21 protein-coding genes and 1 pseudogene are annotated in these 25,106 nt (G+C 40.2%); 11 read left to right on the top strand and 11 right to left on the bottom strand.

Going from position 1 to position 25,106, the window contains the following annotated elements:
• Positions 1–5: 5 nt before the first annotated feature.
• A complete protein-coding gene (locus tag QE450_RS22610; RefSeq protein ID WP_273614664.1) occupies positions 6–1,508 on the bottom strand; it encodes an HD-GYP domain-containing protein in 1,503 nt (500 codons plus the stop codon).
• Between the two features lie 175 nt (positions 1,509–1,683).
• Between QE450_RS22610 and QE450_RS22605 the strand changes: the two genes are divergently transcribed.
• Entirely contained in the window at positions 1,684–3,159 is a 1,476-nt protein-coding gene (locus tag QE450_RS22605) for a potassium/proton antiporter (RefSeq protein ID WP_273614663.1), read from the top strand.
• Between the two features lie 114 nt (positions 3,160–3,273).
• Here QE450_RS22605 and QE450_RS22600 read toward each other — a convergent pair whose 3' ends face one another.
• Both QE450_RS22600 and QE450_RS22595 read right to left on the bottom strand, forming a co-directional pair.
• Entirely contained in the window at positions 3,274–4,167 is an 894-nt protein-coding gene (locus QE450_RS22600; RefSeq protein ID WP_307302285.1) for an anti-sigma factor domain-containing protein, read from the bottom strand.
• Entirely contained in the window at positions 4,164–4,742 is a 579-nt protein-coding gene (locus QE450_RS22595) for an RNA polymerase sigma factor (protein ID WP_273614661.1), read from the bottom strand. Before QE450_RS22595 ends, QE450_RS22600 begins: the two co-directional genes overlap by 4 nt.
• 344 nt (positions 4,743–5,086) lie before the next feature.
• On the opposite strand from QE450_RS22595, the gene QE450_RS22590 reads away from it, so the two are divergent.
• From QE450_RS22590 to QE450_RS22580, 3 genes are all read left to right on the top strand, one after another.
• Complete coding sequence (locus tag QE450_RS22590; RefSeq protein WP_273614660.1) at positions 5,087–6,775, top strand: copper amine oxidase N-terminal domain-containing protein; 1,689 nt, start codon at positions 5,087–5,089, stop codon at positions 6,773–6,775.
• 271 nt (positions 6,776–7,046) lie between these two features.
• The gene (locus tag QE450_RS22585) at positions 7,047–7,529 is read left to right on the top strand and encodes a copper amine oxidase N-terminal domain-containing protein (RefSeq protein WP_273614659.1); all 483 of its coding nucleotides are present in this window, start codon (positions 7,047–7,049) and stop codon (positions 7,527–7,529) included.
• Positions 7,530–8,192: 663 nt separating this feature from the next.
• Entirely contained in the window at positions 8,193–8,918 is a 726-nt protein-coding gene (locus QE450_RS22580) for a YoaK family protein (RefSeq protein WP_307302281.1), read from the top strand.
• Positions 8,919–9,242: 324 nt separating this feature from the next.
• On the opposite strand, the gene QE450_RS22575 is transcribed toward QE450_RS22580, so the two are convergent.
• The gene (locus tag QE450_RS22575; protein ID WP_273614657.1) at positions 9,243–9,548 is read right to left on the bottom strand and encodes an MTH1187 family thiamine-binding protein; all 306 of its coding nucleotides are present in this window, start codon (positions 9,546–9,548) and stop codon (positions 9,243–9,245) included.
• Between the two features lie 445 nt (positions 9,549–9,993).
• Here QE450_RS22575 and QE450_RS22570 point away from each other — a divergent pair.
• The 6 genes and pseudogenes from QE450_RS22570 (at position 9,994) to QE450_RS22545 (ending at position 16,771) form a co-directional block, all read left to right on the top strand.
• Positions 9,994–11,912 (top strand): annotated as a pseudogene (locus QE450_RS22570) (anaerobic ribonucleoside triphosphate reductase).
• Positions 11,909–12,466, top strand: coding sequence for an anaerobic ribonucleoside-triphosphate reductase activating protein (gene nrdG, locus QE450_RS22565; protein WP_307302279.1), 558 nt, complete (start codon positions 11,909–11,911; stop codon positions 12,464–12,466). Before QE450_RS22570 ends, nrdG begins: the two are co-directional and overlap by 4 nt.
• A gap of 300 nt (positions 12,467–12,766) precedes the next feature.
• Positions 12,767–13,597 (top strand): TerC family protein, encoded by an 831-nt coding sequence (locus QE450_RS22560; protein ID WP_307302276.1) that lies wholly within the window; start codon positions 12,767–12,769, stop codon positions 13,595–13,597.
• A gap of 7 nt (positions 13,598–13,604) precedes the next feature.
• Positions 13,605–14,234: a DedA family protein gene (locus QE450_RS22555; RefSeq protein WP_273614654.1), complete on the top strand. Its 630-nt coding sequence runs from the start codon at positions 13,605–13,607 to the stop codon at positions 14,232–14,234.
• Between the two features lie 452 nt (positions 14,235–14,686).
• Positions 14,687–16,273 carry a methyl-accepting chemotaxis protein gene (locus QE450_RS22550; RefSeq protein WP_307302273.1) on the top strand — a complete coding sequence of 529 codons (1,587 nt, stop codon included), beginning with the start codon at positions 14,687–14,689 and terminating at the stop codon, positions 16,271–16,273.
• A 51-nt stretch (positions 16,274–16,324) separates the two neighbouring features.
• On the top strand, positions 16,325–16,771 hold the full coding sequence (locus QE450_RS22545) for a chemotaxis protein CheW (protein WP_274171126.1): 447 nt from the start codon (positions 16,325–16,327) through the stop codon (positions 16,769–16,771).
• On the opposite strand, the gene QE450_RS22540 is transcribed toward QE450_RS22545, so the two are convergent.
• The 3 genes from QE450_RS22540 to QE450_RS22530 all read right to left on the bottom strand — a co-directional run bounded on the left by QE450_RS22540 (position 16,755) and on the right by QE450_RS22530 (position 19,694).
• On the bottom strand, positions 16,755–18,383 hold the full coding sequence (locus QE450_RS22540; RefSeq protein WP_307302270.1) for an NAD(P)H-hydrate dehydratase: 1,629 nt from the start codon (positions 18,381–18,383) through the stop codon (positions 16,755–16,757). The genes QE450_RS22545 and QE450_RS22540 overlap by 17 nt on opposite strands.
• A 158-nt stretch (positions 18,384–18,541) precedes the next feature.
• Positions 18,542–19,174, bottom strand: a complete 633-nt coding sequence (locus QE450_RS22535; RefSeq protein WP_273614650.1) for an NAD(P)-dependent oxidoreductase — start codon at positions 19,172–19,174, stop codon at positions 18,542–18,544.
• 73 nt (positions 19,175–19,247) lie between these two features.
• On the bottom strand, positions 19,248–19,694 hold the full coding sequence (locus tag QE450_RS22530) for an Rrf2 family transcriptional regulator (protein ID WP_307302267.1): 447 nt from the start codon (positions 19,692–19,694) through the stop codon (positions 19,248–19,250).
• A gap of 302 nt (positions 19,695–19,996) precedes the next feature.
• Here QE450_RS22530 and QE450_RS22525 point away from each other — a divergent pair, with 302 nt between their 5' ends.
• On the top strand, positions 19,997–20,827 hold the full coding sequence (locus QE450_RS22525; protein WP_273614648.1) for a hypothetical protein: 831 nt from the start codon (positions 19,997–19,999) through the stop codon (positions 20,825–20,827).
• Positions 20,828–20,958: 131 nt separating this feature from the next.
• Here QE450_RS22525 and QE450_RS22520 read toward each other — a convergent pair whose 3' ends face one another.
• The 4 genes from QE450_RS22520 to QE450_RS22505 all read right to left on the bottom strand — a co-directional run bounded on the left by QE450_RS22520 (position 20,959) and on the right by QE450_RS22505 (position 25,090).
• Positions 20,959–22,032, bottom strand: a complete 1,074-nt coding sequence (locus QE450_RS22520) for a lactonase family protein (RefSeq protein ID WP_307302265.1) — start codon at positions 22,030–22,032, stop codon at positions 20,959–20,961.
• A 79-nt stretch (positions 22,033–22,111) separates the two neighbouring features.
• The gene (locus QE450_RS22515) at positions 22,112–23,185 is read right to left on the bottom strand and encodes an AbrB family transcriptional regulator (RefSeq protein WP_307302263.1); all 1,074 of its coding nucleotides are present in this window, start codon (positions 23,183–23,185) and stop codon (positions 22,112–22,114) included.
• Positions 23,182–23,910: an MBL fold metallo-hydrolase gene (locus QE450_RS22510; RefSeq protein ID WP_307302261.1), complete on the bottom strand. Its 729-nt coding sequence runs from the start codon at positions 23,908–23,910 to the stop codon at positions 23,182–23,184. The genes QE450_RS22515 and QE450_RS22510 overlap by 4 nt, the downstream gene beginning before the upstream one ends.
• 100 nt (positions 23,911–24,010) lie before the next feature.
• Complete coding sequence (locus tag QE450_RS22505) at positions 24,011–25,090, bottom strand: GGDEF domain-containing protein (protein ID WP_307302259.1); 1,080 nt, start codon at positions 25,088–25,090, stop codon at positions 24,011–24,013.
• Positions 25,091–25,106: the final 16 nt, after the last annotated feature.

Below are 25,106 nucleotides of genomic sequence, written 5' to 3'. Positions count from 1 at the left end.
ATCCCTTAGGAGATCAGCTCTTTTTTCTTACGGTAACTATCAATAAAAATCGAAGCAAATTGCGGGTCCCACTGAGTTCCCCGTCCTTCTTCCAAAATCATAATCGCTTTTTCGGAAGGCATTCCTTTACGATAAGGTCGGTTCGATGTCATCGCATCATACGCATCCGCTACAGCAATAATCCGTCCGAATAACGGAATATCTTCACCTTGTAACCCGTCAGGATAGCCTTTGCCATCATAACGCTCATGATGAGAACGTACACCTGGCAAATACGGTTGCATCGCATCTTTCGGTTCGACCTGTTGTAAAATACTTTCGCCTAGAGCTGGATGTTTTTTGATCTGATCAAATTCTTCATCTGTCAGCTTACCGTCTTTGAGCAATACCGAATCTGTAATCCCGATCTTACCGATATCATGAAGCAAAGCTGTTTTGCGTAAGCGATCCAATTCATATGTGCTTAGACCAGCATTTTCACCAATAATGACAGCATATTCAGCTACACGTAACGAATGTCCGGCTGTATAGGGATCACGCGCATCCAACGCCGCCGCTAATGTAGCAAAGTAACTATCCTGCAATTGAGCACTACGACGATCACGCAATTGTAATCCTTTGATCATATGATTAAATCCTGAAATCAATAGCGAAAAGTCATCTGAGTAATAATCTTCCGCTTCTCCGCTAAAATCACCGTTTTTGACATGTTCCATCTCGCTGTACAGATTACGAATAGGATGCTCTACATCTCTTGCCAGTAACTGTGCTCCGACAATACTAAAAGCAATACTGACTAGAATAACAGCACCTGCCCAGCTCCAATATTCGCCACTTTGCATGCCTGTCATTTCTTGCAAGCGTATCTGCGCCGCCAGACTAAATAACACTAATGGAAACACACCGATCAAAAAAATACTCCATTGAAATTTACGACGAACCGATACATGAACTTGCCCTAATTCCAAAATGTCTTTGCCATACAGACGATGCAGACGTTCTTTCATCAGGATCAACATCGGACGAATCGCGGACGCTGTTAGAAAAAATTCAATAAAAGCGTGCATACTCGCTACCATTAATGCTCCTGCGCCGCCGATCCACAAATAGTAGGTGGGTAACGTAATCCAACCTTTTCCCATACAAATAATCATCAGTATCAATGCCGGCACAGTTAATCCTAAAAAGTGTGGCAACATAATGCGATACACCGATAGCTTGGGAAATTTATGTAGTTGGATATAAGCGCGTTTGATCATTTCTTCTGTTGGAAAATCAATCACACATGCTTCACGAATCGTACGGATATGATGTCTAAATACAATACTTTCAAGCCCTAACATCACGACAAACGAAAACATCATAATGCCAACCATTCTTATATTTTGTAAGAGTGGTGCATCAACCGTTGTTAAAACAAATAATCCGCCAACGACAGCGACTGCAATCACCGATCCGATAATATAGTTCAATAAAATTTGCTTGAGGAACGTTCGATATGACTTCAAAGTAGTCTCCTCTTTTCCTAAATACGTCACTTGATAAACTAGCAATTGATTCTTACTTTATTTATTTCGGTTCTACCTGTTTAAAAGTTGATGTTTTTATAAAGATGATTTCGTTTATATATAAAAGCTTAATATATAACTATAGATATATTTTATGATAAAAAGGGGCTTGCCTATGCATACAACAGAAATGACCAGTAATTTGATCTTACTTCTTGGAAGCCTTCTACTGATTGGCGTGCTTTCTACCAAATTTTCTTCTCGTTTCGGGATGCCTGCACTTGTGTTTTTTATACTAGCTGGTATGGGACTCGGACGTTTTATTTATTATGATAATGCTTTTATCACTCAATGGTTCGGCGTATTAGCACTTGTCATTATTTTGTTTGAAGGCGGGATGCAGACAAGGATGGATATGGTGAAGCCTGTGATTCGTCCTGCTTTATCTCTGGCTACAATAGGTGTATTGCTAACTACTTTTATTATCGGTTATTTTGCTCATTTGATTTTAGGGGTAAGTCTTACCGAAGGATTATTATTTGGAGCGATTGTAGGATCGACCGATGCAGCAGCCGTTTTCTCTGTGCTTGGCAGTAAAAATGTCAGCAAGAAAATTACGTCTACGCTAGAAGCTGAATCTGGTAGTAACGATCCGATGGCGGTATTTTTAACGATTATGTTTATCGAATTAATTCAAGATCCTTCGATTAGCATTTGGAGCAAAATCTTTTCATTTTTCTGGGAAATGGGTTTTGGACTGGTACTCGGTATTATTTGCGGTAAGCTTGCGGTAATGCTGATCAACAAAATTAATTTTGAGACAGCGAGTTTATATCCAGTACTAGCGATTTCAGCCGCACTTTTTACATACGGGGTAAGTTCACTCACTCATGCTAGCGGTTTTTTGGGTGTATATGTGATGGCTCTAGTGATGGGGAATTCTGATCTAACGTATCGACGTTCTATTTTACAGTTCAATCAGGGTTTTGGCTGGATTATGCAAATATTAATGTTTGTATTACTCGGTCTGCTTGTCTTCCCTTCACAATTACCTGCTGTAGCATGGCAAGGGATTATTTTATCAGTCTTATTGATTCTAGTAGCCAGACCTCTTGGAGTATATGCCAGTCTATTGATTAGTAAATTTTCATTTCGTGAAAAAACACTGGTAGCATGGGCAGGGCTTCGCGGAGCTGTTCCCATTGTACTGGCAACGTATCCGCTATTAGCAGGTGTGCCTAATGGACATTTATTTTTTAATGTGGTCTTTTTTATCGTTCTGTCTTCTGCTCTTATTCAAGGAACGACCATATCATCGCTCGCTGACAAATTAGGTTTAACTGAAAATATACCGGATCAACAACCTTCGATTATTGAACTTGTAGCGACCGGTCGTACCACTTCAGAGATTAGCCATCTTACTCTAGATAAGCGAAGTTGTATGATCAATCGAGAAATTCAAGATATCCATTTACCTCAAAGTGTATTGATCACTGCGTTGATTCGTAATGAAGAAATACTGACACCACGCGGCAATACTGTGTTGCTAGCAGGTGATAAAGTGTATCTGCTCGGGCCCAAAGCCAAGCGTGAAGATATTCGCAAATTATTTACAGGTGAGATCGATCCTACGTCTCCACCTCTTACATGATGTAGCCAAATTCTTTTCTGTTGCCTATACACAAAACAAGCGCTCTTCCAATAATGGGAGGGCGCTTGTTATAGGTGTACATATATGATCGAACACGAGATGAAAGTAAACTGGTTACCCCTGAATCTCTGCTGCCAGAATAACAGGTCCTCTTGGTTGATCACCTTTTTCATCCGGTTCAAGTGTAATCGCAATGGTGTCATAATTTTCTGGTTGGAATGTATAATACATCGCTCCTGTTCCGTCTTGAGTAAGGAACGTTCCTGCACTTTGCTTCACATCACCTTTAATCAACCAGACTTGAAACGCTTGTTTACCTTTTAGCTTGGGTAAGTTATCTGCTTGAACAAGTAAATGGGTTCCCTTATCATCAATAACAATTGATGCGAGTCCCTGCGCAACAATATCGGCTGTAGCTGGATTCAGCTTCACTGCTTCATCTACTTTAAGCCCTTGTGTAGGCATAGAAACAGTCGCTAATTTTCCTTGTAGACTATTCACCTGCGTACTTGAAATAGCTAGTTGTTGCTGTAAGCTGTCAATCTCCCCGCGTAAATTAGAAGCATATACTCCTATAATAACAGCAGCAGCGGCAACAAATGTAGTAGCAATGCGCCAGAATCTGCCTTTGTTTTTATCTTTTGTCCATTCTTTATCTTCTTGCGTACTATATACGACTGGTGGCTTCACGATAGACTCATCCGATGATTTTTCCACTTCTATAGGAGTGGTTCCCCGATCATCTGATATTGTCTGTTCTGTATGGCTAGGTGTAAGTATATGACTCAACACACGATTCTTCATACCTTTTGGTGGCGCAACGTCTTCAACGGCGAATGGCAAAATGTCCATCACCTCCCGAAGTTCTTCAACCGCCAGACGGCATTGTTCATCCTCTTTCATGTATGCTTCGAACTGTGCTTGTTCTTCTGGATCCAAACCGCCCAGTACATACATTTCAATCATATCGTTTAGTTCATTTTTATTATATTGATTATCATTATTCATAAATAGTTTTCCCCCCTCACCGCTCCAGCAAGCTTCTTGTGAAGCTGCCTTATGGCAAGTCTTACTCTGCTCTTGACGGTTCCTAGCGGAATACTATATCGCTCGGAGACTTCATGCTGAGTCAATCCTTGAAAATATATAGATTCAATCACTTGCTTCTGATCTTCTCTCAATTCATCCATTGCTTCTTTAATACGCTGCCGCTCCCAGTTCAGCGTCACTTGCTCTTCGGTATTGGCCTTCATATCAGGTATACCACGAAGTGTTTCATCTTTAGTAGGGTCAACAGGTGCCCGTGATGATTTGCGTCGTAACATATCTACAGCGATATTACGCGTAATCGTAAACATCCATGTAGATAGTTTCCCCTGGCTTTGATCGTAACGCTCTGCATGATTCCATACACGCAGAAATAATTCTTGTACTACTTCTTCTGCTGCCATCGTGTCTTGTACAATCCGATAGGCGAACGAATACACTGCCCGTTCATAACGGTCATATATGCATTCAAGTGCTTCGGCATCTTTTTGGGAAATCCGTCGCATAAGTTCTCTGTCTTCAGCTATATCGTTCATCCAAGGGCTCCTTTCCTGTTCCCTTATATTATAACCTTCGCAAGAAAATTTGCTATGGATGACTTTTTAAAAAATATTATTGCTTCTCTGCTTTATTTACATTAAAAGTTTATTTTTGGAAATTTGGTTCAAGTCTAAGTGAATAGCTTATTAAATTAGAGTAAGCAGTTTAGTTGTTACATTTTTAAGAAATGCGTCACAAAGGGGTTACAATTCAGTTAAACATTTTTAATTTTTTTCAGGAAAGATGATCCACTGCTCTAAAGTAAGCGTATTCTTCTATGAAGTACCTGTTTGATGAACACAATGTAACTGATCCCAAATTACCTAAGGAGAGTGGAAACATGTACAAGTCTGTTCTATCTAAGATTGGTATTCTGCTAATGGCAGTTGTATTGATCTTACCAACAACAGCAGGAGCTGCCGCTGCAACAACTAAAGGCGCTAAAGCTGATCTTCGTTCAGCATTGGGGCAAGTTCTTGGAGAACATGCGTTGCTAGCTATTATTGCAATGCAAAAAGGAATTGATGGCAAAGCTGATTTCGATCAAGCTGCCGCTGCTCTAAATGCTAATACAGATGATTTGAGTGCTGCTGTTGCTTCCGTATATGGTAATGAAGCTGGCGCTGCTTTCAAAACGATCTGGGCTTCGCATATCGGATATTTCGTGGATTATGTAAAAGCAACCGCTGCAAACGATAGCGCTGCTAAACAAAAAGCGAAAGACGAATTAGCAGAATATAAAGTAACACAAGCCAAGTTCTTTGCAGACGCAAATCCTAATTTGCCACAAGCTGCACTAGAAGCAGGACTGGAAGAACATATCAATATGCTGTTGACTGCATTTGATGCTTATGTAGCTAAAGATTATACAAAAGCATATACAACAGCAGATGAAGCTTACAAACATATGTTTATGTTTGGTGATACATTAAGCGCTGCAATTGTAAAACAATATCCTGACAAATTTACAACAGATATGTCTACAATGGGAGCTTCTGACTTGCGCTCTGCTCTAGGTATCATCTTGGGCGAGCATGCAACATTAGCTGCGTGGGCAATGCAAAAAGGAGTTGACGGTGCTCCTGATTTTGAACAAGCCGCTGCTCTACTTAACAAAAACACAGATGATTTGAGTGCTGCTGTTGCTTCTGTATATGGTAACGAAGCTGGCGCTGCTTTCAAAACAATCTGGGCTTCTCATATCGGATACTTTGTAGATTATGTAAAAGCAACAGCTGCTGGCGATGCAACAGCGAAGAAAAAAGCAGTTGATGAATTAGCAGAATACAAAGTAAAACAAGCGAAATTCTTCGCAGATGCTAACCCTAACTTGCCTCAAGCTGCTCTTGAATCTGGGCTTGCAGAACATATCGGAATGTTGCTTAAAGCATTCGATTCTTATGTAGCTAAAGATTACACAACAGCTTATTCTGAAGAACGTATGGCTTATCACCACATGTTTGGATTTGGAGACATTTTGAGTGAAGCAATCGTTATGCAATACCCTGCCAAATTCGGCGGTACTGCAACTCCGACTCCTACAACACCAACTACACCATCTATGCCGAACATGCCTAATATGCCAGCTACACCACCAACAACACCTTCTACAGGTGGAGCGAATGGTACTAGCGCTGATACCAGCCCTGAATTGAAAACAAAAGTAATTCAATTTACACCTGGTAGCAAAATGTATATGGTAAATGGCGTATCGATGACTATGAGCACTAAAGCTACAGTATACAATGGTAAAACATATGTGCCATTGCGTTACCTTGCAGCTAATGCAAATATGAAAGTATTCTACACTAAAGAAACAGCTACAACTTGGTTGGATACAGGTATCCAACGTTACGAGTTCTGGGTGAATTCTAAAGTATACAAAGTAGACAACATGCGTAAAGGCATGAACGATATGGTTATCTCTCGTAACGGACAGACTTTAATCCCTGTACGTTGGTTTGCAGATAACTTTGAATGGAACATGAGTGTAAATAATAATACGATCACAATTAGCAAAACGTATTAATATCTCGTTTGCTAGGTAGTATCATATTTCATATCTATACTTCATGATTGTCCACATGGCGACACCTTGTGCAGATTCAATGCGCAAGGTGTTGTTTTTATGAATTGTTAGCTGATGTATACAAGATTTTATCTTTAATTTTTGTATTCCCTGCTAAATATTACTCTATTGTCATTTTTTTTTAATTATTAGCTGATTAGTAATCGGTAAATTGGTTTATAAGTTAGTAAGAGAGCAAAAAATATATCTATTAGACGAAGGAGCACTACACATGAAATTAAACAAATTGCTAGCACCTGTACTTGGATTATCCCTATTGTTACCAGCTGCTGGAGCATTCGCAGCAACACCTACAACAGCAGATATGAGTCCTGAATTAAAAACAAAAGTAATTCAATTTACAATGGGAAGTAAAATGTACATGGTAAACGGCGCTTCAATGTCTATGCCAATGGCTCCTGTTGTATATAAAGGAACTACATATGTACCATTGCGTTACCTTGCAATGAATGCAAACATGAAAGTATCTTACAACAAAGAAACATCTACAACTTGGTTGGATACAGGTATCCAACGTTATGAGTTCTGGGTGAACTCTAAAGTATACAAAGTAGACAACATGCGTAAAGGTTTGAACGATATGGTTATCTCTCGTAACGGACAAACACTTGTACCTGTACGTTGGTTCGTAGACAACTTCGAGTGGGACATGAACGTAAGTAACGGCATGATCACAATCAACAAAACTTATTAATCTGCTAAGTCTAACGTAGATCATATATACAAAAAGAACATTCTAGATCATAGAGTGTTCTTTTTCTTTTGTAAAATATACAGTCTATGGTCTAAAAGTTAATTCTTGCTTTTTATCTGAAATAAGCGTATAATAATTACTGTTATTGTTTAGCCCTCGGTTTTATCCTTCGCATTCTTTTTTCGGTATGCTGCCGGAATCATCTCAAATTTCCTTTATGATTAAAACCCAAGAAATTTGAAGTTTGCCGATTCACACTGGCGCGGTCATCGGAGCCGCAAGGACAAGAGAGAGGTAGGGCTTTTGTTGTTTTGGACTCAACTGTTACTTAGATGTAATACAGAGCGAACCAAAACCGTCCCCGTCCATTTCCAAATTCGGGGTTACGGGTTAAAAATAGCTGCAGTCAGCAGCCATATTATCATCAGATTGGGCAGATTATAGTAATCGTGCTCCTACGAAGTGTATTTTGTATACGCGGCAACTTTGAATATAATGATTTATCACATATTTCTGATATTTTTTACACATATGGCTTTTCGGTTGCAATCAACCGGCATAACCTTTGGATATTATGCCCACACATCCCCGGGAACTTCTACACCTGCTTACAGGTGAGGTTCCCGGGGATTTCTATGTCTTATTCAGATTGGAGTATGATCGATGTCTAAGCAACATCTGCGTTATGTATTGTTATTATGTTTATGTTTTACTGCTGGATTAGTAGATGTGATCGGCTATTTACGGCTAGAGCATGTATTTACAGCAAATATGACAGGAAATATTGTAGTGCTCGGTATGTCACTCGGTCGCTTGCACGATCTGGCGATTGCACGTGTACTTACAGCACTTGTTGGATTCGTCATCGGCAATATGATCGCCGCAATCATTATCGGAAGCGATAAATCTCCTTCGCTCTGGTACTATCGTGTGACTACAGCATTAATCGTGGAATGGGGCTTATTATGTACCTTTGCTCTACTCGCTTATCTTCCTTTAACAGAAACGCTTGTATTTGTATGTCTGGGTAGTTTGAGTATGGCGATGGGGATTCAGACCACCGCAGCTAGACGATTAGGTATAGCAGGTATTTCTACAACTGTACTTACCAATAATCTGGTCAATGCTGTAGAAGATATGGTCGCTCATGTACGTCAACTGTTGTCTGGTCATCCACAGTCGACCAGTCGATTATTATCGACTGAATCCCGGTTACGCATTTTGGGAATTGTTCTATATGCGTGTGGTGCTATTGTAGCGACTGTGTTAGAAAGACATGCCCCTCTTCTGCTTAGCTGGATTCCTGTGAGTCTAGTAACGATCGTTATTGTGATTGCCCTTTGGAAATACTCCAAATCAGACACCACTCCATCTACAAAGAAATTATAATTTTTTGTCAAAACAAAAAAAGAGACCTCAACGGTCGCAGCCGCTGAGGTCAAGGTATAGTAATTCAAAAGGGGTTATTACAGTCATTATAATAGGTACATCTTAATATTACCTTAGGCGAACCTGAAAGAAACATTAATTTTTCAATTTTAGGTATCTTGCTTTATAATGTCTTCCAAAAAAAAGGAACTCCACGGTCGCAGTCCATGGAGTTCAGTAATGCTTATATATTCAAAAGGGGTATGTCATTACTATAACCGCTGTATCTTAAAAGTTTATGAAATGCACCTAAAAATCGCATTAAAATTCATTTTTTCTATTTTTTTAAGATTGCAGCTTTTGATTCACTGAATCTAACTTATACTGTGCTGATGTTGGATGATCCCGTCGATCATCAATTTTGATCGATGTGGATACACGCCCTGCTCCCTCTTGAAAAGGAGATTCATGCAATGCTAGAATCGCTTTCATCACATCTCCAATCTCACCTTCAATAATCGTACTCATCGGTGTTAGTTGTGTCTGTACACCTGTCTGCTCACTTAATACCCGTTGCATCTGCGCTACATAACTACTAATACTGGTACTTCCTGTTCCTAATGGAATAACGGTCACTTCAGCAATAGCCATTTTTTTATCCTCCTTTAATAAATTACACTCGTCTATTATATAGTTTACCCATTCTGCGGTTTGATGCATGTTTATCATCATTGCGATCGTTCATATATGACTACATACCCCTACTTATCCAAAAGGTAAAGAGACAATTATCACTTACATAATCAATATATTGATATAAATTAATAAAGTGTTAACTAGATATAGATAATAATTGAAATAACGAATTATTTTAGGAATGTGATGATCTGTAGATTAGACTTCACTTGATCGATATGTAATCTCTGCTACCCGACACCAGTTGTCTTTATGATGTCGGGTTTTGCTTTATCTGTGAGTTGGATTTTTATTTATATTCTAACGAGAGGAAGTGTGATTGATGTCTATTTTGACTCCACATACTAAATCAGCTTACATAACACCTCCTATATCATCCGAACTGCAATCGGTACTCGATATGGGCGAACATATTATTGAAGGTGAACACGAATCCGCACGTGAAAATGCTAATCTGAATGGAGCAAGCTTTTCTGGAAAAATGAGTCGGTTGGGTAGTGAATATGCGAAATGGTACACCAAACGCCAACTGTTACCTCAACCAATCGCTGAAGCGGTTGCCCAAAATCGTATCTATATTCACGATCTGGATCATTATGCTGTGGGTACGACGAACTGTATCTTTATTCCATTTGATAAATTATTGCGCGATGGATTCAGTAGTGGCAACGGTAGTCTACGGACACCTAATTCGATTATGACTGCTATGGCGCAAGTAGCAATTATTTTTCAATGTCAGCAAAATTCGCAGTATGGCGGTGTAGCAGCGAATAAGCTTGATTATGATCTTGCTCCTTATGTAACCAAATCGTTTCGCAAGCATCTACGCAAAGGATTCCGCTATTTTCAAGAAGAAAGCGAAATGGTTGAAACGATCGTTCAGAATGCAGTCATGGATGATCAAGTGTTAGCTACTGATTATCCGCGTGCATATCAGTATGCTCTTGAAGAAACCAAAGTCGAGACACTGCAAGCCGCAGAAAGTCTTATCCATAATCTTAATACAATGTCCAGTCGTGGTGGCGGACAGATTCCATTTACCAGCATTAACTATGGCACATGTACATCGACAGAAGGACGACTAATTGTACAATGTCTACTCTCTGCAACCGTACGTGGATTAGGTCATGGAGAAACACCGATTTTCCCTATTCAGATTTTCAAATGTAAACAAGGGGTGAATCAACAAGCTGGTGAAGTTAACTATGATTTATTTTTACAAGCGATCGATTGTTCAGCTCGTCGTCTTTATCCTAATTTTGCAAATCTGGATGCTCCAATCAATCGAGAACATGAAATTTCAGGTCAACCGGATACTGAATTTGCAACAATGGGTTGTCGTACACGTGTAATGGCAGATCGATTCGGACGCAATCATCTGTCTGGCAAAGGCAATCTTTCTTTTAATACGATTAATCTTGTGAAATTAGGCATCGATTATGGAATCACCGGACAGCGATCGGTAGCCGATGAGCAAGGGTTTTATCGAGAACTTGATGAATGTATTGAACTTGCGGCTCAAGGGCTGTTGCACCGTTACCGTCTTCAAGCATCTCAACCTGCCAAAGCGTCTGACTTTATGATGCGTGAAGGGGTATGGGAAGGTGGCGATCTACTTGCACCTGACGATCGTGTAGAAGACTGTATTAAGCATGGTTCATTATCGATTGGCTTTATCGGACTTGCCGAATGTATGAAAGCTTTGTACGGCAAGCATCACGGGGAAAATGATATGGTGTATGAGCAAGCACTCTCACTGATTGCTTATATGAGAACAGCTTGTGATGCGCTTAGCGAACAATATAATCTTAACTTTTCATTGATGGCTACGCCAGCAGAAGGATTATCCGGCAAATATTCGTTAACATCGATCGTGAATATTATGGTTCGATTGAAGGAGTAACTGATCGCAAGTATTATACTAATTCTTTTCATATCCCTGTCTATTATTCGATTACAGCCGCTCGCAAAATTCAGCTAGAAGCACCTTTTCACCATTATTGTAATGCAGGAGCCATTTCATATATAGAATTAGACGGTAACGCTCGTCACAATGTCAAAGCCATGTACCAGATTATTCAGTATGCGCTGGCTCAACAGATCAGCTATTTTAGTATCAATCATCCGATTGATCGGTGTACTGGTTGTGGACATGAAGGCATTATCGGAAGTCATTGCCCTGCGTGTGGCGTCTCTGAATTAGAAGTGCCTATCGCCCGTTTGCGCCGTGTCACAGGATATCTGACCGGTGATTATCAGACTCGATTTAATCCTGCCAAGCAAGCTGAAGTGCGGGATCGGTTGAAACATTCACGATGAATATCTGCGGTTATATTCCCGAGTCGGTCAATGAAGGCGATGGATTACGAGCTGTTATTTTTATCAGTGGTTGTAGACATGGTTGCAGTGGGTGTTTTAGCAGACACACCTGGTCGTTTCAAGCAGGCGAACAATTCACAGACAATCTACAACAACAACTGATAGACGAAATGAAGCAAAATCCTTTGTTAGACGGATTAACGATAGCTGGAGGAGACCCTTTCTTCTCCGCTATCGCAGTGTCTGCTTTTGTTCAACAAGTGCGTCAGCAGATTCCTGATTTCTCAATCTGGATCTATAGCGGATACACATGGGAACAATTAATTCATTCTTCAGTAGAGGGTGCGGTTTCTTTGCTACATCTGTGCGATGTACTGATCGATGGTAGATTTATAGAGCAACAACGTGATGTTTCTTTGCGTTACCGGGGAAGTCGTAATCAGCGAATTATTGATATTCAGCAAAGCATAATACAGAACAAACCTATTTTATGTCAATCCAGTGATATGTACGATAATAATGCTGATATCAACGCTATGACTACATTAACATAATTGACTTATTTTCTTAAATTGCTTATGATTTGTTTAGCAAGATAATGGTTAAGTAAGAATTGTAAGAGATTTACTAACCACATAACTCTATATTCCTGTTAAAGGGGAGTAGCTGTACAGGCAAAGTCGTCATTACGGGATTTATCCCCGGTTTTGCTTGGCAATGATAAACATTGTTAGCGAGACCTTTACCATGTTTTGGTGAAGACTCGTTATTTTTCGGGAGACCTTTACCAATCATGGTAAAGGTCTTTTTTATATACTAACGCACAAAAAAACGAGATTTAGGGAGGCAATTCTATGGAAGTAGCATTGTTATTGGAGTACGGATGGGTATTACTTGTACTGATCGTACTGGAAGGTCTGCTCGCAGCAGATAACGCTTTGGTACTCGCAATTATGGTTAAGCATTTACCTGAAGAAGAACGTAAAAGAGCATTGTTCTATGGATTATTCGGTGCATTCGTTTTCAGGCTAGGTTCATTATTTATTATTTCGTTCCTTGTCGATGTATGGCAGGTTCAAGCGATTGGTGCATTGTACCTTCTGTATATCGCGTTCAATCATATTATTCGTAAAATTATTTCCCATCGTTCCAAAATTGATCAAGCTGCTGAAGAACCAGGGCCAGACGGTAAGCCTAAAAAGCAATCTGGTTTCTGGATGACGGTATTCAAAGTCGAAGTTGCTGATATTGCTTTTGCTGTCGATTCTATTTTAGCGGCTGTTGCTCTAGCTGTAGCATTGCCTGCAAGTGGATTGCCTGCGATCGGCGGTATGGATGGCGGACACTTTATCGTTATCTTCCTGGGTGGATTTATCGGTCTAATCATTATGCGTTTTGCCGCTTCTTATTTCGTGAAATTGTTGCAAAGTCGTCCAGGTCTAGAAGTTGCTGCGTTTGTTATCGTAGGTTGGGTAGGTGTGAAGCTTGCGGTTATCACTCTTGCGCATCCAGCACTAGGTGTATTGCCTGAGCATTTCCCTGAAAATACGATCTGGAAATTATCGTTCTATATTGTGCTTGTAGCGATCGCTGTCTGCGGTTGGTTGTTATCAAGCAAAGTGGAAGTCAAAGACGAAGACAATGCTGTACGTGAAGTCGAAAAAGAGATTAAAGAAGATCTATAATTAACTTATGCATGAATGGTTAATAGGTCTGATCGAAGGATTCAAAAGTCTGGGCTATGTTGGCATTGCATTAGCCCTGACGTTCGAATTCATCCCGGCAGAGTTGGTTCTTCCACTCACCGGCTTCTGGATATATGAAGGTGATTTCAATATGATTCTGGTGATTCTAGCAGGTACGATCGGTGGTGTAACCGGTCCATTAACATTATATGCACTGGGTCGTTATGGAGGCAGACCGCTAGTTCTGCGCTTCGGTAAATACTTTTTAGTTCGGGAAAAAGAAATCGTCAAAGCCGAACAGTTTTTTGAAAAGTATGGTAGTGGCGTAGCCTTCTTCGGCAGATTTATTCCCGGTGTACGTACCGCAGTATCGATTCCTTGCGGGATGGCAAATATGAATGTCTGGAAATTCAGTATTTATACATTTGCGGCTATGTTACCGATCACCAGTCTGTATGTATATCTAGGCTATAAGTTAGGCCCGCGCTGGGAAGAAGTAGGTCCACTCGCTTCTCAATATTTAACACCTGTAGCGATTGTGATTCTTGTTGTTCTAGCGGCATGGATCGGTTGGAAGTGGTTAAGTGCTCGCCGAAAAAAAGCGAATACTTCCTCTACTGAACGTGATGCTGAATAAATAATATATCAAGAAAGCGTCTGTTGAATCTCGAAATGTATCTTATTTCGATGATCTACAGGCGCTTTTTTTGTATAGATGCTACAACGATAGAAATGGGTCACGCAGATATTTCAGAAAATGTATAGACTGGCAAAAGCAGTCCTGCACAAGATTGTGGTATTTATAAATCGCTATTTTGAAAAAAGCCTTTATAGACAAGGTTTATAGCCTCTACAGCCAGCAAATAGATGTAGATATTTTGGACGATGTATTTTTTACAATTGAATTGTTATCCACTTATTTACATAATTTATTTACAAAAAATTGAAAAATAGTATTAATAATTGTAATTTATAAGACGACATAGTAAGTATAAACGCTTATTTTGCATAAATACGAAAATAAGCTGCTTTTAAAATTTGATCGATGTAATTGATAATCAAATTACATATCGATATGGAGTGGATAAAATGAGAATAGGTGCTAATTTTCAAACATTTACTAAATTAATTGCTGCTTTTATCTTAGTGGCATTAATTGTAGCGGCTATCGGTTTGTATGGTTTGAATAATCAGAATCGGATGAATGAAAGTGTAAACGGTTTGTACAATAACAATCTAGTATCCATGCAAGCCTTATCTGCTGCCGAGTTGTCTTTGCAAAAAATGCGTGTCGCTTCACGAGATATTGCTCTAACCGCAGATGATGTTGCGAAGAAAAAAGTTGTAGATTCTATTCCTGACCTTATTACCGCTGTTCAACAAAACATGTCCCAGTACAGCAACACCCCGTTATCTGATCAAGAAAGAAACGAATTGCAAAACTTCAATAAATTCTGGGCAAATTATAACGATGTCTACAGCCAAGCTGTGAATCTAGCAGAGAACTCAACGCCAGCCGAATTTCAGACGTATGTTCAAAATAGTGTCGTTCCGGCAGGTACAGATATGTATGATAGTATTGCCAAACTGAACCAAATCAATGAACAAACTGCAAGTGCTGCTAACAATAATGCCAAAGCTGTTTTTGCAAGTGCTAAGTTCTGGACGACTTTATGGATTGTTGTGGCGTTCTTATTCTGTATTTTATTAGGAACGATCATTTCTCGGATGATCAGTGTGCCATTAAAACAGATTAGTCGCTTGCTTAAACAAGTAGCAGCCGGTGATCTACGTGAACAATCCAACCTGACTGGTAAAGATGAAATCGGACAATTAGCGATTGCTGCTAATGATATGACTAACCGTCTAAATGGTCTGATTGCAGATATTATTGAATCTGCTCAAAGTGTAGCGGCTACTTCGGAAGAAATTTCGGCAAGTACAGAAGAAATTGCTGGAAGCAGTGCTAATCAATCGCAATCAGCTCAATCGATCGCTCAATTGTTTAAAGATATGTCTATAGCTATTGATGATGTGGCTCGCAGTGCAGAACAAGCGGCTGAACTTTCTAATACTACCGTAGAAAAAGCACAACATGGTGGTCAAATTGTGGATCAAGGTACACAAGCGATTCAAGAAGTGACTCAGCAAATGTCCAAACTTGAAAATGATTCTACTCGTATCGGCGATATTATCGAAGTGATTGATGAAATTGCGGATCAGACTAATCTGCTTGCTCTCAATGCAGCGATAGAAGCCGCTCGTGCCGGTGAACAAGGTCTTGGCTTCGCTGTAGTCGCTGATGAAGTACGTAAGCTAGCAGAACGCAGTAGCGCTGCGACTAAAGAAATTACAGGCATTATTCGCTCTATGCAGACCAATATGAAACACAGTATTGAAGCGGTAAATAGCAATGCAGAACACTCTGTATTAACGAGCAACGCTTTTGAAGATATTGTGCATCGTGTCAGTGATTCTTCACTCAAAATCAATGGTATTGCCGCAGCTAGTGAACAACAAAGTGCTCAATCTGTCGATGTAATGCATTCTGTTAATGAAATTGCAGCCGCTACAGAAGAAGTAGCATCTGCTTGTGAACAAACAGCTTCTTCTTCGCAGACACTGGCTCATTTGGCAGATCAACTTCATTCATCTGTCAATACGTTTAAAATTTAATTTGTAATGTAGGTTAGTCGGTAAATAACAAAAAAATTGGAGGTCCTACTTATGATCAGATCGTCCGACCAATATATTGAATGTATGGCTGATAATCAACGGATCGCTCTGCCTATTCATGGGGTACAGGAAATTATCCGTTTTGAGTTATTTACCCCTACCCCACAATCCGATCCGCAAGTATTAGGAACAATTAGTTGGTATGGAAATACATTGCCTGTGGTTCGTTTGCAGACCAATCAGGCAACCAACCATACTAATGAACGTGCACAAACATCAGCTACAGCACGCATTTTAATTTTACGCCAGCATAATCAAGCTATCTTAGGCTTATATGTAGATCGAGTATGCAGAATCGCAACATATCCTCAACATCTATGGATAGCTACGTCTACATACCCTTGGATTACACGTTGTGTAGAAGAAGACTACACGCATATTTCACTATTGGATATTCATTGCTTGAATCATACATTCGGTCTTACAACGACTCGATAAGATCACCTGCAAGTAAAGATGCAGGATTACCTGTACGTTGATACGCGGCAACTTCACCAGCATGACCATGTAAATGCACACCAAATGTGGCGGCTTGTATGCCGTTTAATCCTTGAGCTAGTAATCCTACGATGATACCTGTTAATGCATCTCCAGAACCGCCTGTAGCCATTCCCGGGTGTCCGGTAGTATTTACGAATACTTGTCCTTCTGGTGAAGCAATAACCGTTCTAGCGCCTTTGAGCACTAACGTAATATGATGCTTCATTGCAAATTCACGAGCAATGCCGATTCGGTCACGCTGTACTTCCGGTGTAGAGATGCCTGCTAATCTAGCCATCTCTCCCGGATGTGGAGTTAGGACAGTATCGGCTTTTCGCTGTTGCCATGTAGATAATCCATCTGCTTCAGCAATCATATTCAGACCATCTGCATCTAACACAAGCGGTTGGTCGGTTTGCTCCCATAGCGTCTGCAACCATGCTCCATCCTGTTCAAATCGACCTAGTCCTGGTCCTATCGCTAATACATCACATTTTTCTGCCAATGTTAAAATCGATGTTGCGCTTTTATATTCCCATTTGCCTTCTGCTCCGTCTACCGCAGGAGCAAGCATTAACTCAGGTACATGCCCTGCAATATGGGGTAACAATGCTTGCGGAAGCGCCCATGTCACCAGTCCGCTACCGATACGTAATGCGGCTCGGGATGCAAGTAAGCCTGCACCACTCATATTCATACTGCCACCTATAATAAGTACATGTCCGTAGGTTCCTTTATGTCCATCTACTGCTCGAGCACGTTCAGGATCGACTTCCAAAACATCCTCCAACACTTGCTCTGTGACCAAATGAGTATCCACCGCTAGCGTTTGAGCAGTAAACCGAGGAATACCAATATTACGCACAACGACATCGCCTGCTACTCCTGCTCCCGGGTATTGCACTAATCCACGTTTGAGAAAAGCAAGGCTTACAGTTAATGATGCTTGAATACAGGTATCTGCTACTTCGCCTGTATCTGCATTTAGCCCACTTGGAATATCTGCTGCAATGATTGGCTTACCGCTACAATTCGCCGCATGGATGATCGCATCATACGGTGCACGTGGTTCTCCTTGACTCCCTGTACCCAAAAGCGCATCCACAATTCCTGTATACCCTTGCCAACGGGATTCAGTCTCCCATTGTTCACTCCAGATATCCGATACAATACCAGAATATTGCGCTGCATCACGCTGGGTCGCTGCATCACCTGTTAATTCTGCCGGATCTTGAGCATATAGCACAGTCACTTGAATACCCGCATCTTGAAGATAGCGAGCAACGACTAATCCATCGCCTCCATTGTTTCCTTTGCCGACAAGAATAAGCCAGTGTTGCTTATGGTCTTGAACGTTCCATGTATGGTCGTTACGAATCTGTCCTACTTTTGATAGACTTTTGCCAAAAGGGATATCCGCTTGTTCTTGCTTGGAAGTATTATTCCAATGAATCACTTCTTCAGCGATAGCTTTGCCAGCACTCTCCATCAGAGATAAAGCAGGTATTCCTAATTTCTGAATCGTATGTTGATCCAAATCACGCATTTCTTGTGCGGTCACAATATACATTATCTATTCGCTCCTCTATAGCTCAACGTGATGACGTTTGGCTTTGTTGATTTACTTTTACAATCTATTTACTATGTATTAACCGCATTTAGCGCATAACAAAAACACCGCCTACCTAGACGGTGTTTTGATCAAGTATAGCAACAGCTCTATACCTTTTAATATGCGACTGTAAAACGAGTGCGTGTAAATAATGGATCAGCCACTTCATCAAATAAAGCTGCTGCATAATCTTCTACCGAGATGCGACTTGCTCCATCATCATCTGTGATCAGGCGATTGGTTCCGATACGGAAATTACCTGTCCGTTTGCCCGGTTCGATCCAACTTGCCGGACTGATATACGTCCAATCCAGATCGCTCTGGCTATAAATTTCGTAAGCATCGACATGAGCTTGTGCCAGTGGTCTAATTTCTGCTGGAAAATCAGGTGTATCCATCAAGCGCACACCCGGTTCTACTTCCAGACTTCCTGCACCACCAACGACTAGAAGACGCTGTACTCCTGCTCTTTTCATCCCTTCTACAATAGCACTCGCTGCTTCTGTTAGTTCGCCTTCATTTCCAAATTGAGGGCCATACGCGTTGATTACTACATCATGTCCTGAGACAACCGCTTCTACACTAATTGGATCAAGTACATTTAAACTTATACCTTGTAGACGTTCTGTATTTTTATCGATTTTGGAAGAATCACGAGTAGCTGCTGTGATCTCATATTTACGTCGTAGTCCTTCTTGTACAAGGCGTTGTCCGATCGTTCCGGTTGCGCCAATAATAGCTATTTTCATTTGTGGTTCCATCCTTTCCGTCATGAGCGGTCTTTTCTTTTACATACCCGACTCAGCCGATGATGATTCAGTATTAGTTCTGGATCGCTTGACGAACCTGTTCCATTTCCTGCAAATCAGTTGTCACCTGCTTGAGTGTAATCTTTTCTAGCTCATGTTCCATAGCTCGCTGTGCCCGTTGAAATACGCTTTCAAGTTCTGCTTGAATATTACGTCCAATATCGCAATTGGGATTCGGATTCTCGTGAATAGCAAACAGCTCATCTTTGGCATCATTTTGCGCTGCACGATAAATATCCAACAAGGTAATTTCAGACGCAGGACGTGTCATTTGCGCTCCAGCTACTCCTGGCTGAGTACGAACAATACCTGCTTTGGCTAATTGACTAATCATCCGCCGGATCACAACAGGATTGGTATTCACACTTGAAGCAATCCATTCTGAAGTGATACGTCCATCACTTGCATCCAATAATGACAATGTGTGAATAGCCACAGCAAAACGGCTATTATATGCCATACATGTACACCCCTTCTTTATCTTTTTATAATCATTTGATCAAGTTATATGAGACTCATCTATATAAGAATGATTTTTGTGAAAAATAAAACCAGCACTACACTTCAAAAAGCATCTTATTTCAAGCACTTATATACTATAGTATACATCAAAGAGTTATACTTCTAAAAGAAAGTTACTCTGTTGTACAAAGAATTATTGTCAGGACACTTATTCTGTAATAACCATTTTGGTTAAGGATAAGATGTACGCACAAAAAACGATATATACAAGTACGGATGATAGCTAAAGGAGTGAATCTGTTGGATTGGTCTATGTTACTGCGTTCTCATGCTCTCGGATTATATATGGTCGGGATGATAGGACTGTTGGCTTTTGCAGTTGTGTATGGATTTACAGCCAAGCAACGTAAATATAGAGATGATGAACGTATGCGCCGGATTCAAAATAGTCTCGATCGATTAACCCGGGCAGCCGGAGAAGTCTATCCAGCTATTATGAACAAAAATCATAGTGCTCATACAAATCAAACTGCTTTCCCTGTTCCTGCTGAAAGTGTACTGGCTTGCAAAGCCGCTACGTATGCTTCTGATGAATTGTTAGAGCGAATTGATCAGTATATGGAAGAACGAGATCGCAAAAGTCTGGTGTTACTTTATCGTACGTTAGATAGTGATATTCGCCGCTTAACTCGTGAGCGCAAAATGGTACTTGCTCGTGGTGAACATCCACGTTGGGGATTATTGTTATGGCTAACAATTCGACCAGCTATCCCTTTTATCGTTATTATTGCAGAATCATTATTACTATGGAATCTATGGCATGATCTATCTACCGCTATGTCTGTACAACCTTCTTCTGTAGCATTATTTGCTATTTTGCGCTTTATCTCTTGCACAGGAGCTTTGATTGTACTGTATGCTGTTATTACGGCTGATTTTCGTGAAAATGCGCGCAGACTGGTATTTATTTGGTTAGCTTTGTTGATTAGCGGATTATGCTTTATACATATATTCAGTCTTCAAGCCGCTCCTTATCTACTGATTGCCCAGATTCTTATTTTTGTGACCGGATTCCGTTTTACCCGGGAACCCAAGCGCAAAGAACGTCCTTTTGTAGGCGAATACGAATAAGATTGTTATCGCAAGCAAAAACACTTCAGTTATAGAGCAGATACAGTCTGCTTATACTGAAGTGTTTTTTATTATAAAGTATGATTTATAGCGTATTGCTTGCTAGTGATGGCGTAGTATCAATCAATCGTTTATTGTACACCAGGTTCTGGTTGTTCAGCCATTACACATACTGGACGACTCAGTGTTAATTCATTGCCTGTGATCAACAATTTACCTGTATCCGCTTCAATCGCAAATTGTACAATATTGTTGCTATCCTGATTGCTGACGAGAATATATCCACCCGGTACAACAGCAACATTACGCGGCGTTTCCCCTTTGACAGGTACCCATTCGATAGGTGTTAATGCACCGGACATTTCATCGATATTATAATGCACCAGACTGTTATGCCCACGATTTGAAGCATAGACAAAGCGTCCACATGGAGAGATACGAATATCTCCGCCTGTATTTTCACCTGTAAAGTCTTCTGGCAATGTCGATACATGACCAATAATCTCTAATTGACCATCTTCCGGATTACGACCATATGCTGTTACAGTACTATTCAGCTCATTGATTCCATAAGCTAATTGTCCGTTAGGATGGAAAATTAAATGACGGGGACCTGATTCCGCGGATAGCTCAGTAGCCCCTTCTTCTGTTAATGTCCCATTATCTTCTAACCGATATGTAAATACCTTATCCAACCCTAGATCAGATACATACACATGATGATTATCCAAAGAAGCAACAGCAGAATGTGGATGTGGCGCATCTTGACGATCTGGATTAGTGCCACTTCCGGTATGTTTGACTTCACCTGTCATTTCAGCCAAAGCGCCTTGATCCCCTACAGCAAACACATTAACATTAGCACCTGTATAATTCGATGCTACTAAATGCTTACCATCTGGAGTCAATTGCACATAACAAGGAGCGCCTCCACCTGTAGACTTGCGATCTAACAAATGAAGTTCACGCGTCTCTGGATTGATTGTATACGTTAAAATTTCACCTTCGTCTTTTTCACTAGCGGCATATAATGCAGTGCTATCTGTCGATAATGCAAGATACGAAGGATTTTCAATACCTTTGATCCCACCCACCAGACGCAATTCACCTGTATCTGTATTCATTACTGCGGTCTGAATACCTACTTCTTCTTCACTTGCATACGTACCGATATAGAACCAGACTTCATTTTCAAAAACAGACATGATTATATCCCCTTTCAGATCATCAACTGGATAAAGACTTCCTCTATCTTATAACGACCCCGAGAAGGGATTGAATCATTTATCTAGCAATTCGCCGGAAAATCAGCTTCAATAACGGTGGTACAGCAAGAAAAATAAACAATGTTCGAAATAACTGATAACAGCTTACGGTCGCGATATCCGCACCTACTTCATGTGCAATAATACTCATCTGATCCATACCGCCCGGCGCCATACTCAACATTGCTGTAGCTGGAGATACGTGATGCCATTTCATCAATATAAAAGCAAGTATGCATGCAAATAGCAACAGCACAATCCCACTGCCGATTGCTAGACCAATCATCTGTATTTTGTTGGTTAACAGTTCAGGCTTGAGCATAAGACCGATAGAACTACCGATCAATAATTGAGCGATATCTAACATCACAGACGGTAACACTGGTGCAGAGATACCAGCAAATTGAATCATCGCAGTAGTGATCATCGGTAACAAAATAAAGGCGGTTGGAAAATGAATCTTTTTCCCGAGTAGCGCCATACCTGTACATGCTATAGCAAATAAAAAGATATTGGGAAACAGCCCATTCCAACTGGCTGTTGAATGTTCTAACGCCTGTGTCACCATCTCCATATCCACACCGAAAATAGGGCTAAATATCAATAATGGCACAAAAATAATAATCATCATTAAGCGAGAAACCTGAAGAAAAGTAACGACTGTGATATCGATTCCTTTCACTTCTTCGGCTAGAACTACCATCTGGGTCAAGCCACCTGGAATACTTCCTAACAAGACAGTAGGAAAAGAAACACCAGAAATTTTGAAAATGATATACGCTGTAAGCAAAGCAAACAAAATCAGCAATGTAGTCAAGCCGATCATAGAAGGCAATTGTCCGCCAATCTGTTGCAAAGTTGCCGCAGTCAATGATAATCCAATCGAATAACCGACAATAATCATACCTGCATTACGTGCTGCTCCCGGCCATAGCGGTGGCATCGAAGGCCATAATTTAGAACCGATGAAAATAATAATCATCGGTCCTAGTAACCATGGAATAGGTAAATGAGCCACTTTGAATAACAATCCACCGATCAAAGCAAGTGCCAGTGTATACAACCATCTGATCCACGGCTTGGGCTTAATCACGAAGGATTCACTAACTCGTTAAGTCGTTGTTGAATATCTCCTTTAAACAATCCACCATGATAACAAACGATCGCTTCGATCGGAAGCTTCTGAAAAGCTCGCAAAGAATTTGTCGCTTGTTCCATATCTAACGTAAATGATGGATTTGGACCATGTAATTCACCATTTTCTACAATCAGAGCATCTGCAGCGATAAGTGTTTTACTAGCGATATCATAAAAGCTAGTATGCCCTGGCGTATGTCCCGGTGTATGTATTACTTGTAGTCCTTCACCAAAAGGCAGAACTTCATTTCCTTGTAATACATGGTTCACATTTTCAGGTGTATCGGTTGAAAATACGCTACGAAACGATTTTTGGATCGATTCTGGAAATTGTTCTAACATAGAATTAATTCGTTCAGGATTCGCTTTGGAAAAAGGTTCTGTACCGTTAATAGCCCCTACATTTTGCGCATGAGTATACACATCTAACGTACCTGAAGCAGCTTCTAAAAATTGTGGAAAACTTCCAATATGATCGAGATCATCATGAGTCAAAATCACCGATTGAACAGGATAAGCTGGATCGATCTGCTCAATAATCTTGTCGTAACAACCAGGCACTCCAGTATCAAACAATACAGCTTGATTGTCTGCATAGATAACGACAGGATGAATCACCATTTCATGTTCACCCATCGGTACTTTAATTTCTAACATTTCGATATGATCTGCAATTTTCATAAATAGCCCAGAGCCTTCAATAAGAACTCTGGTTCACCTCCTTATGGTATATAAATCATAAAAGTCACTGCTTCTTATATCCAACCATTCTAGTCCGTTCTCAAACAGCATATATTCTGTTACGTCCTTGATGCTTCGCTTCATATAAAGCTTCATCCACTTTATCGAGCATCAGATTAGACTTTGTATCTGGAAAAGTAGCTACACCGATAGAGACGGTAATTGCTAATAAACGATTATTCGGCAATACAAATTCATTTTGTTCGATCAAAACACGCAACTTTTCAGCGATATGAATAGCATGATCACGAGTGCATGAGTTCAAAATAATAATAAACTCTTCGCCACCTTTACGAGCGCAGACATCCCCGGAGCGTACAAAATCTTGAAGCAATTCTCCGATTTGAGACAATACCGCATCTCCACTACTATGCCCGTACGTATCGTTAATCGCTTTGAAATGATCGATATCTAGCATCAATAACGACATATTTTTTTGATGGGATTTGGCATAATTCAGCGTTTCTTCAAATAAAGCTTCAAAAGCACGAGGATTATGCAATCCTGTTAGATGATCGCGATTAGCCAACTCTTTGAGTAGTACAAATAAATGATTGGAACGTGTGAGATACACAAGAATAATATACGTAAATAATCCGCCTACCAAAAATACAATTAAAATCGTAATAAATTGCCAGAATATACGGGTCTGTAATGTAAAATAAAACAAAATAGAAGGCAAAATCATCGAGCAACAAATAATGATCAACCAGCGGCTCAAAGATACCCGATAATCTCCTTTAAGCAAAAAGGAAGATAAAATCCAGGCAATCATAACAATACTTGCTCCTACAACTAATACGTCTATATTACCATACTCAAAAAACAAAACGCGACCTGAGATAATAATCAGAGCTGCAATCAGACCGGCTACACTACCTACCGTATAGACAGCTCCAATAACTGCAAGTGCTCTCAAGTCAATCAGTATATGACTTTCAGGTAAATGAAATCCCCATAAAATAAGAACCAGACCAAATAATCCATATGTTATACCTGCTAGACTGATAAACAGTCGTTTACGATTTTCAAATTTATTACGAATTTTATTTAAAAGCAAATTGCCTAAAAATAAAAAGGTTGATGTTAATGTTAAATTGTTAATTAAGTCAATCGCCATAAGATTTACTTTCACA

This window comes from Paenibacillus sp. SORGH_AS_0306 (assembly GCF_030819345.1).
In the GTDB taxonomy this organism is placed as follows: Bacteria; Bacillota; Bacilli; order Paenibacillales; family Paenibacillaceae; genus Saccharibacillus; species Saccharibacillus kyungheensis.
Note: the sequence above shows the minus strand (reverse complement) of the source record. Positions and strands in the feature narration are given on the sequence as shown.

Excerpts from the sequence above, each read along its gene's own strand:
- QE450_RS22605 (WP_273614663.1), top strand. The coding sequence starts at position 1,684 with ATGCATACAACAGAAATGACCAGTAATTTGATCTTACTTCTTGGAAGC.
- QE450_RS22600 (WP_307302285.1), bottom strand. The coding sequence starts at position 4,167 with ATGAATAATGATAATCAATATAATAAAAATGAACTAAACGATATGATT.
- QE450_RS22595 (WP_273614661.1), bottom strand. The coding sequence starts at position 4,742 with ATGAACGATATAGCTGAAGACAGAGAACTTATGCGACGGATTTCCCAA.
- QE450_RS22590 (WP_273614660.1), top strand. The coding sequence starts at position 5,087 with ATGTACAAGTCTGTTCTATCTAAGATTGGTATTCTGCTAATGGCAGTT.
- QE450_RS22585 (WP_273614659.1), top strand. The coding sequence starts at position 7,047 with ATGAAATTAAACAAATTGCTAGCACCTGTACTTGGATTATCCCTATTG.
- QE450_RS22580 (WP_307302281.1), top strand. The coding sequence starts at position 8,193 with ATGTCTAAGCAACATCTGCGTTATGTATTGTTATTATGTTTATGTTTT.
- QE450_RS22575 (WP_273614657.1), bottom strand. The coding sequence starts at position 9,548 with ATGGCTATTGCTGAAGTGACCGTTATTCCATTAGGAACAGGAAGTACC.
- nrdG (WP_307302279.1), top strand. The coding sequence starts at position 11,909 with ATGAATATCTGCGGTTATATTCCCGAGTCGGTCAATGAAGGCGATGGA.
- QE450_RS22560 (WP_307302276.1), top strand. The coding sequence starts at position 12,767 with ATGGAAGTAGCATTGTTATTGGAGTACGGATGGGTATTACTTGTACTG.
- QE450_RS22555 (WP_273614654.1), top strand. The coding sequence starts at position 13,605 with ATGCATGAATGGTTAATAGGTCTGATCGAAGGATTCAAAAGTCTGGGC.
- QE450_RS22550 (WP_307302273.1), top strand. The coding sequence starts at position 14,687 with ATGAGAATAGGTGCTAATTTTCAAACATTTACTAAATTAATTGCTGCT.
- QE450_RS22545 (WP_274171126.1), top strand. The coding sequence starts at position 16,325 with ATGATCAGATCGTCCGACCAATATATTGAATGTATGGCTGATAATCAA.
- QE450_RS22540 (WP_307302270.1), bottom strand. The coding sequence starts at position 18,383 with ATGTATATTGTGACCGCACAAGAAATGCGTGATTTGGATCAACATACG.
- QE450_RS22535 (WP_273614650.1), bottom strand. The coding sequence starts at position 19,174 with ATGAAAATAGCTATTATTGGCGCAACCGGAACGATCGGACAACGCCTT.
- QE450_RS22530 (WP_307302267.1), bottom strand. The coding sequence starts at position 19,694 with ATGGCATATAATAGCCGTTTTGCTGTGGCTATTCACACATTGTCATTA.
- QE450_RS22520 (WP_307302265.1), bottom strand. The coding sequence starts at position 22,032 with ATGTCTGTTTTTGAAAATGAAGTCTGGTTCTATATCGGTACGTATGCA.
- QE450_RS22510 (WP_307302261.1), bottom strand. The coding sequence starts at position 23,910 with ATGAAAATTGCAGATCATATCGAAATGTTAGAAATTAAAGTACCGATG.
- QE450_RS22505 (WP_307302259.1), bottom strand. The coding sequence starts at position 25,090 with ATGGCGATTGACTTAATTAACAATTTAACATTAACATCAACCTTTTTA.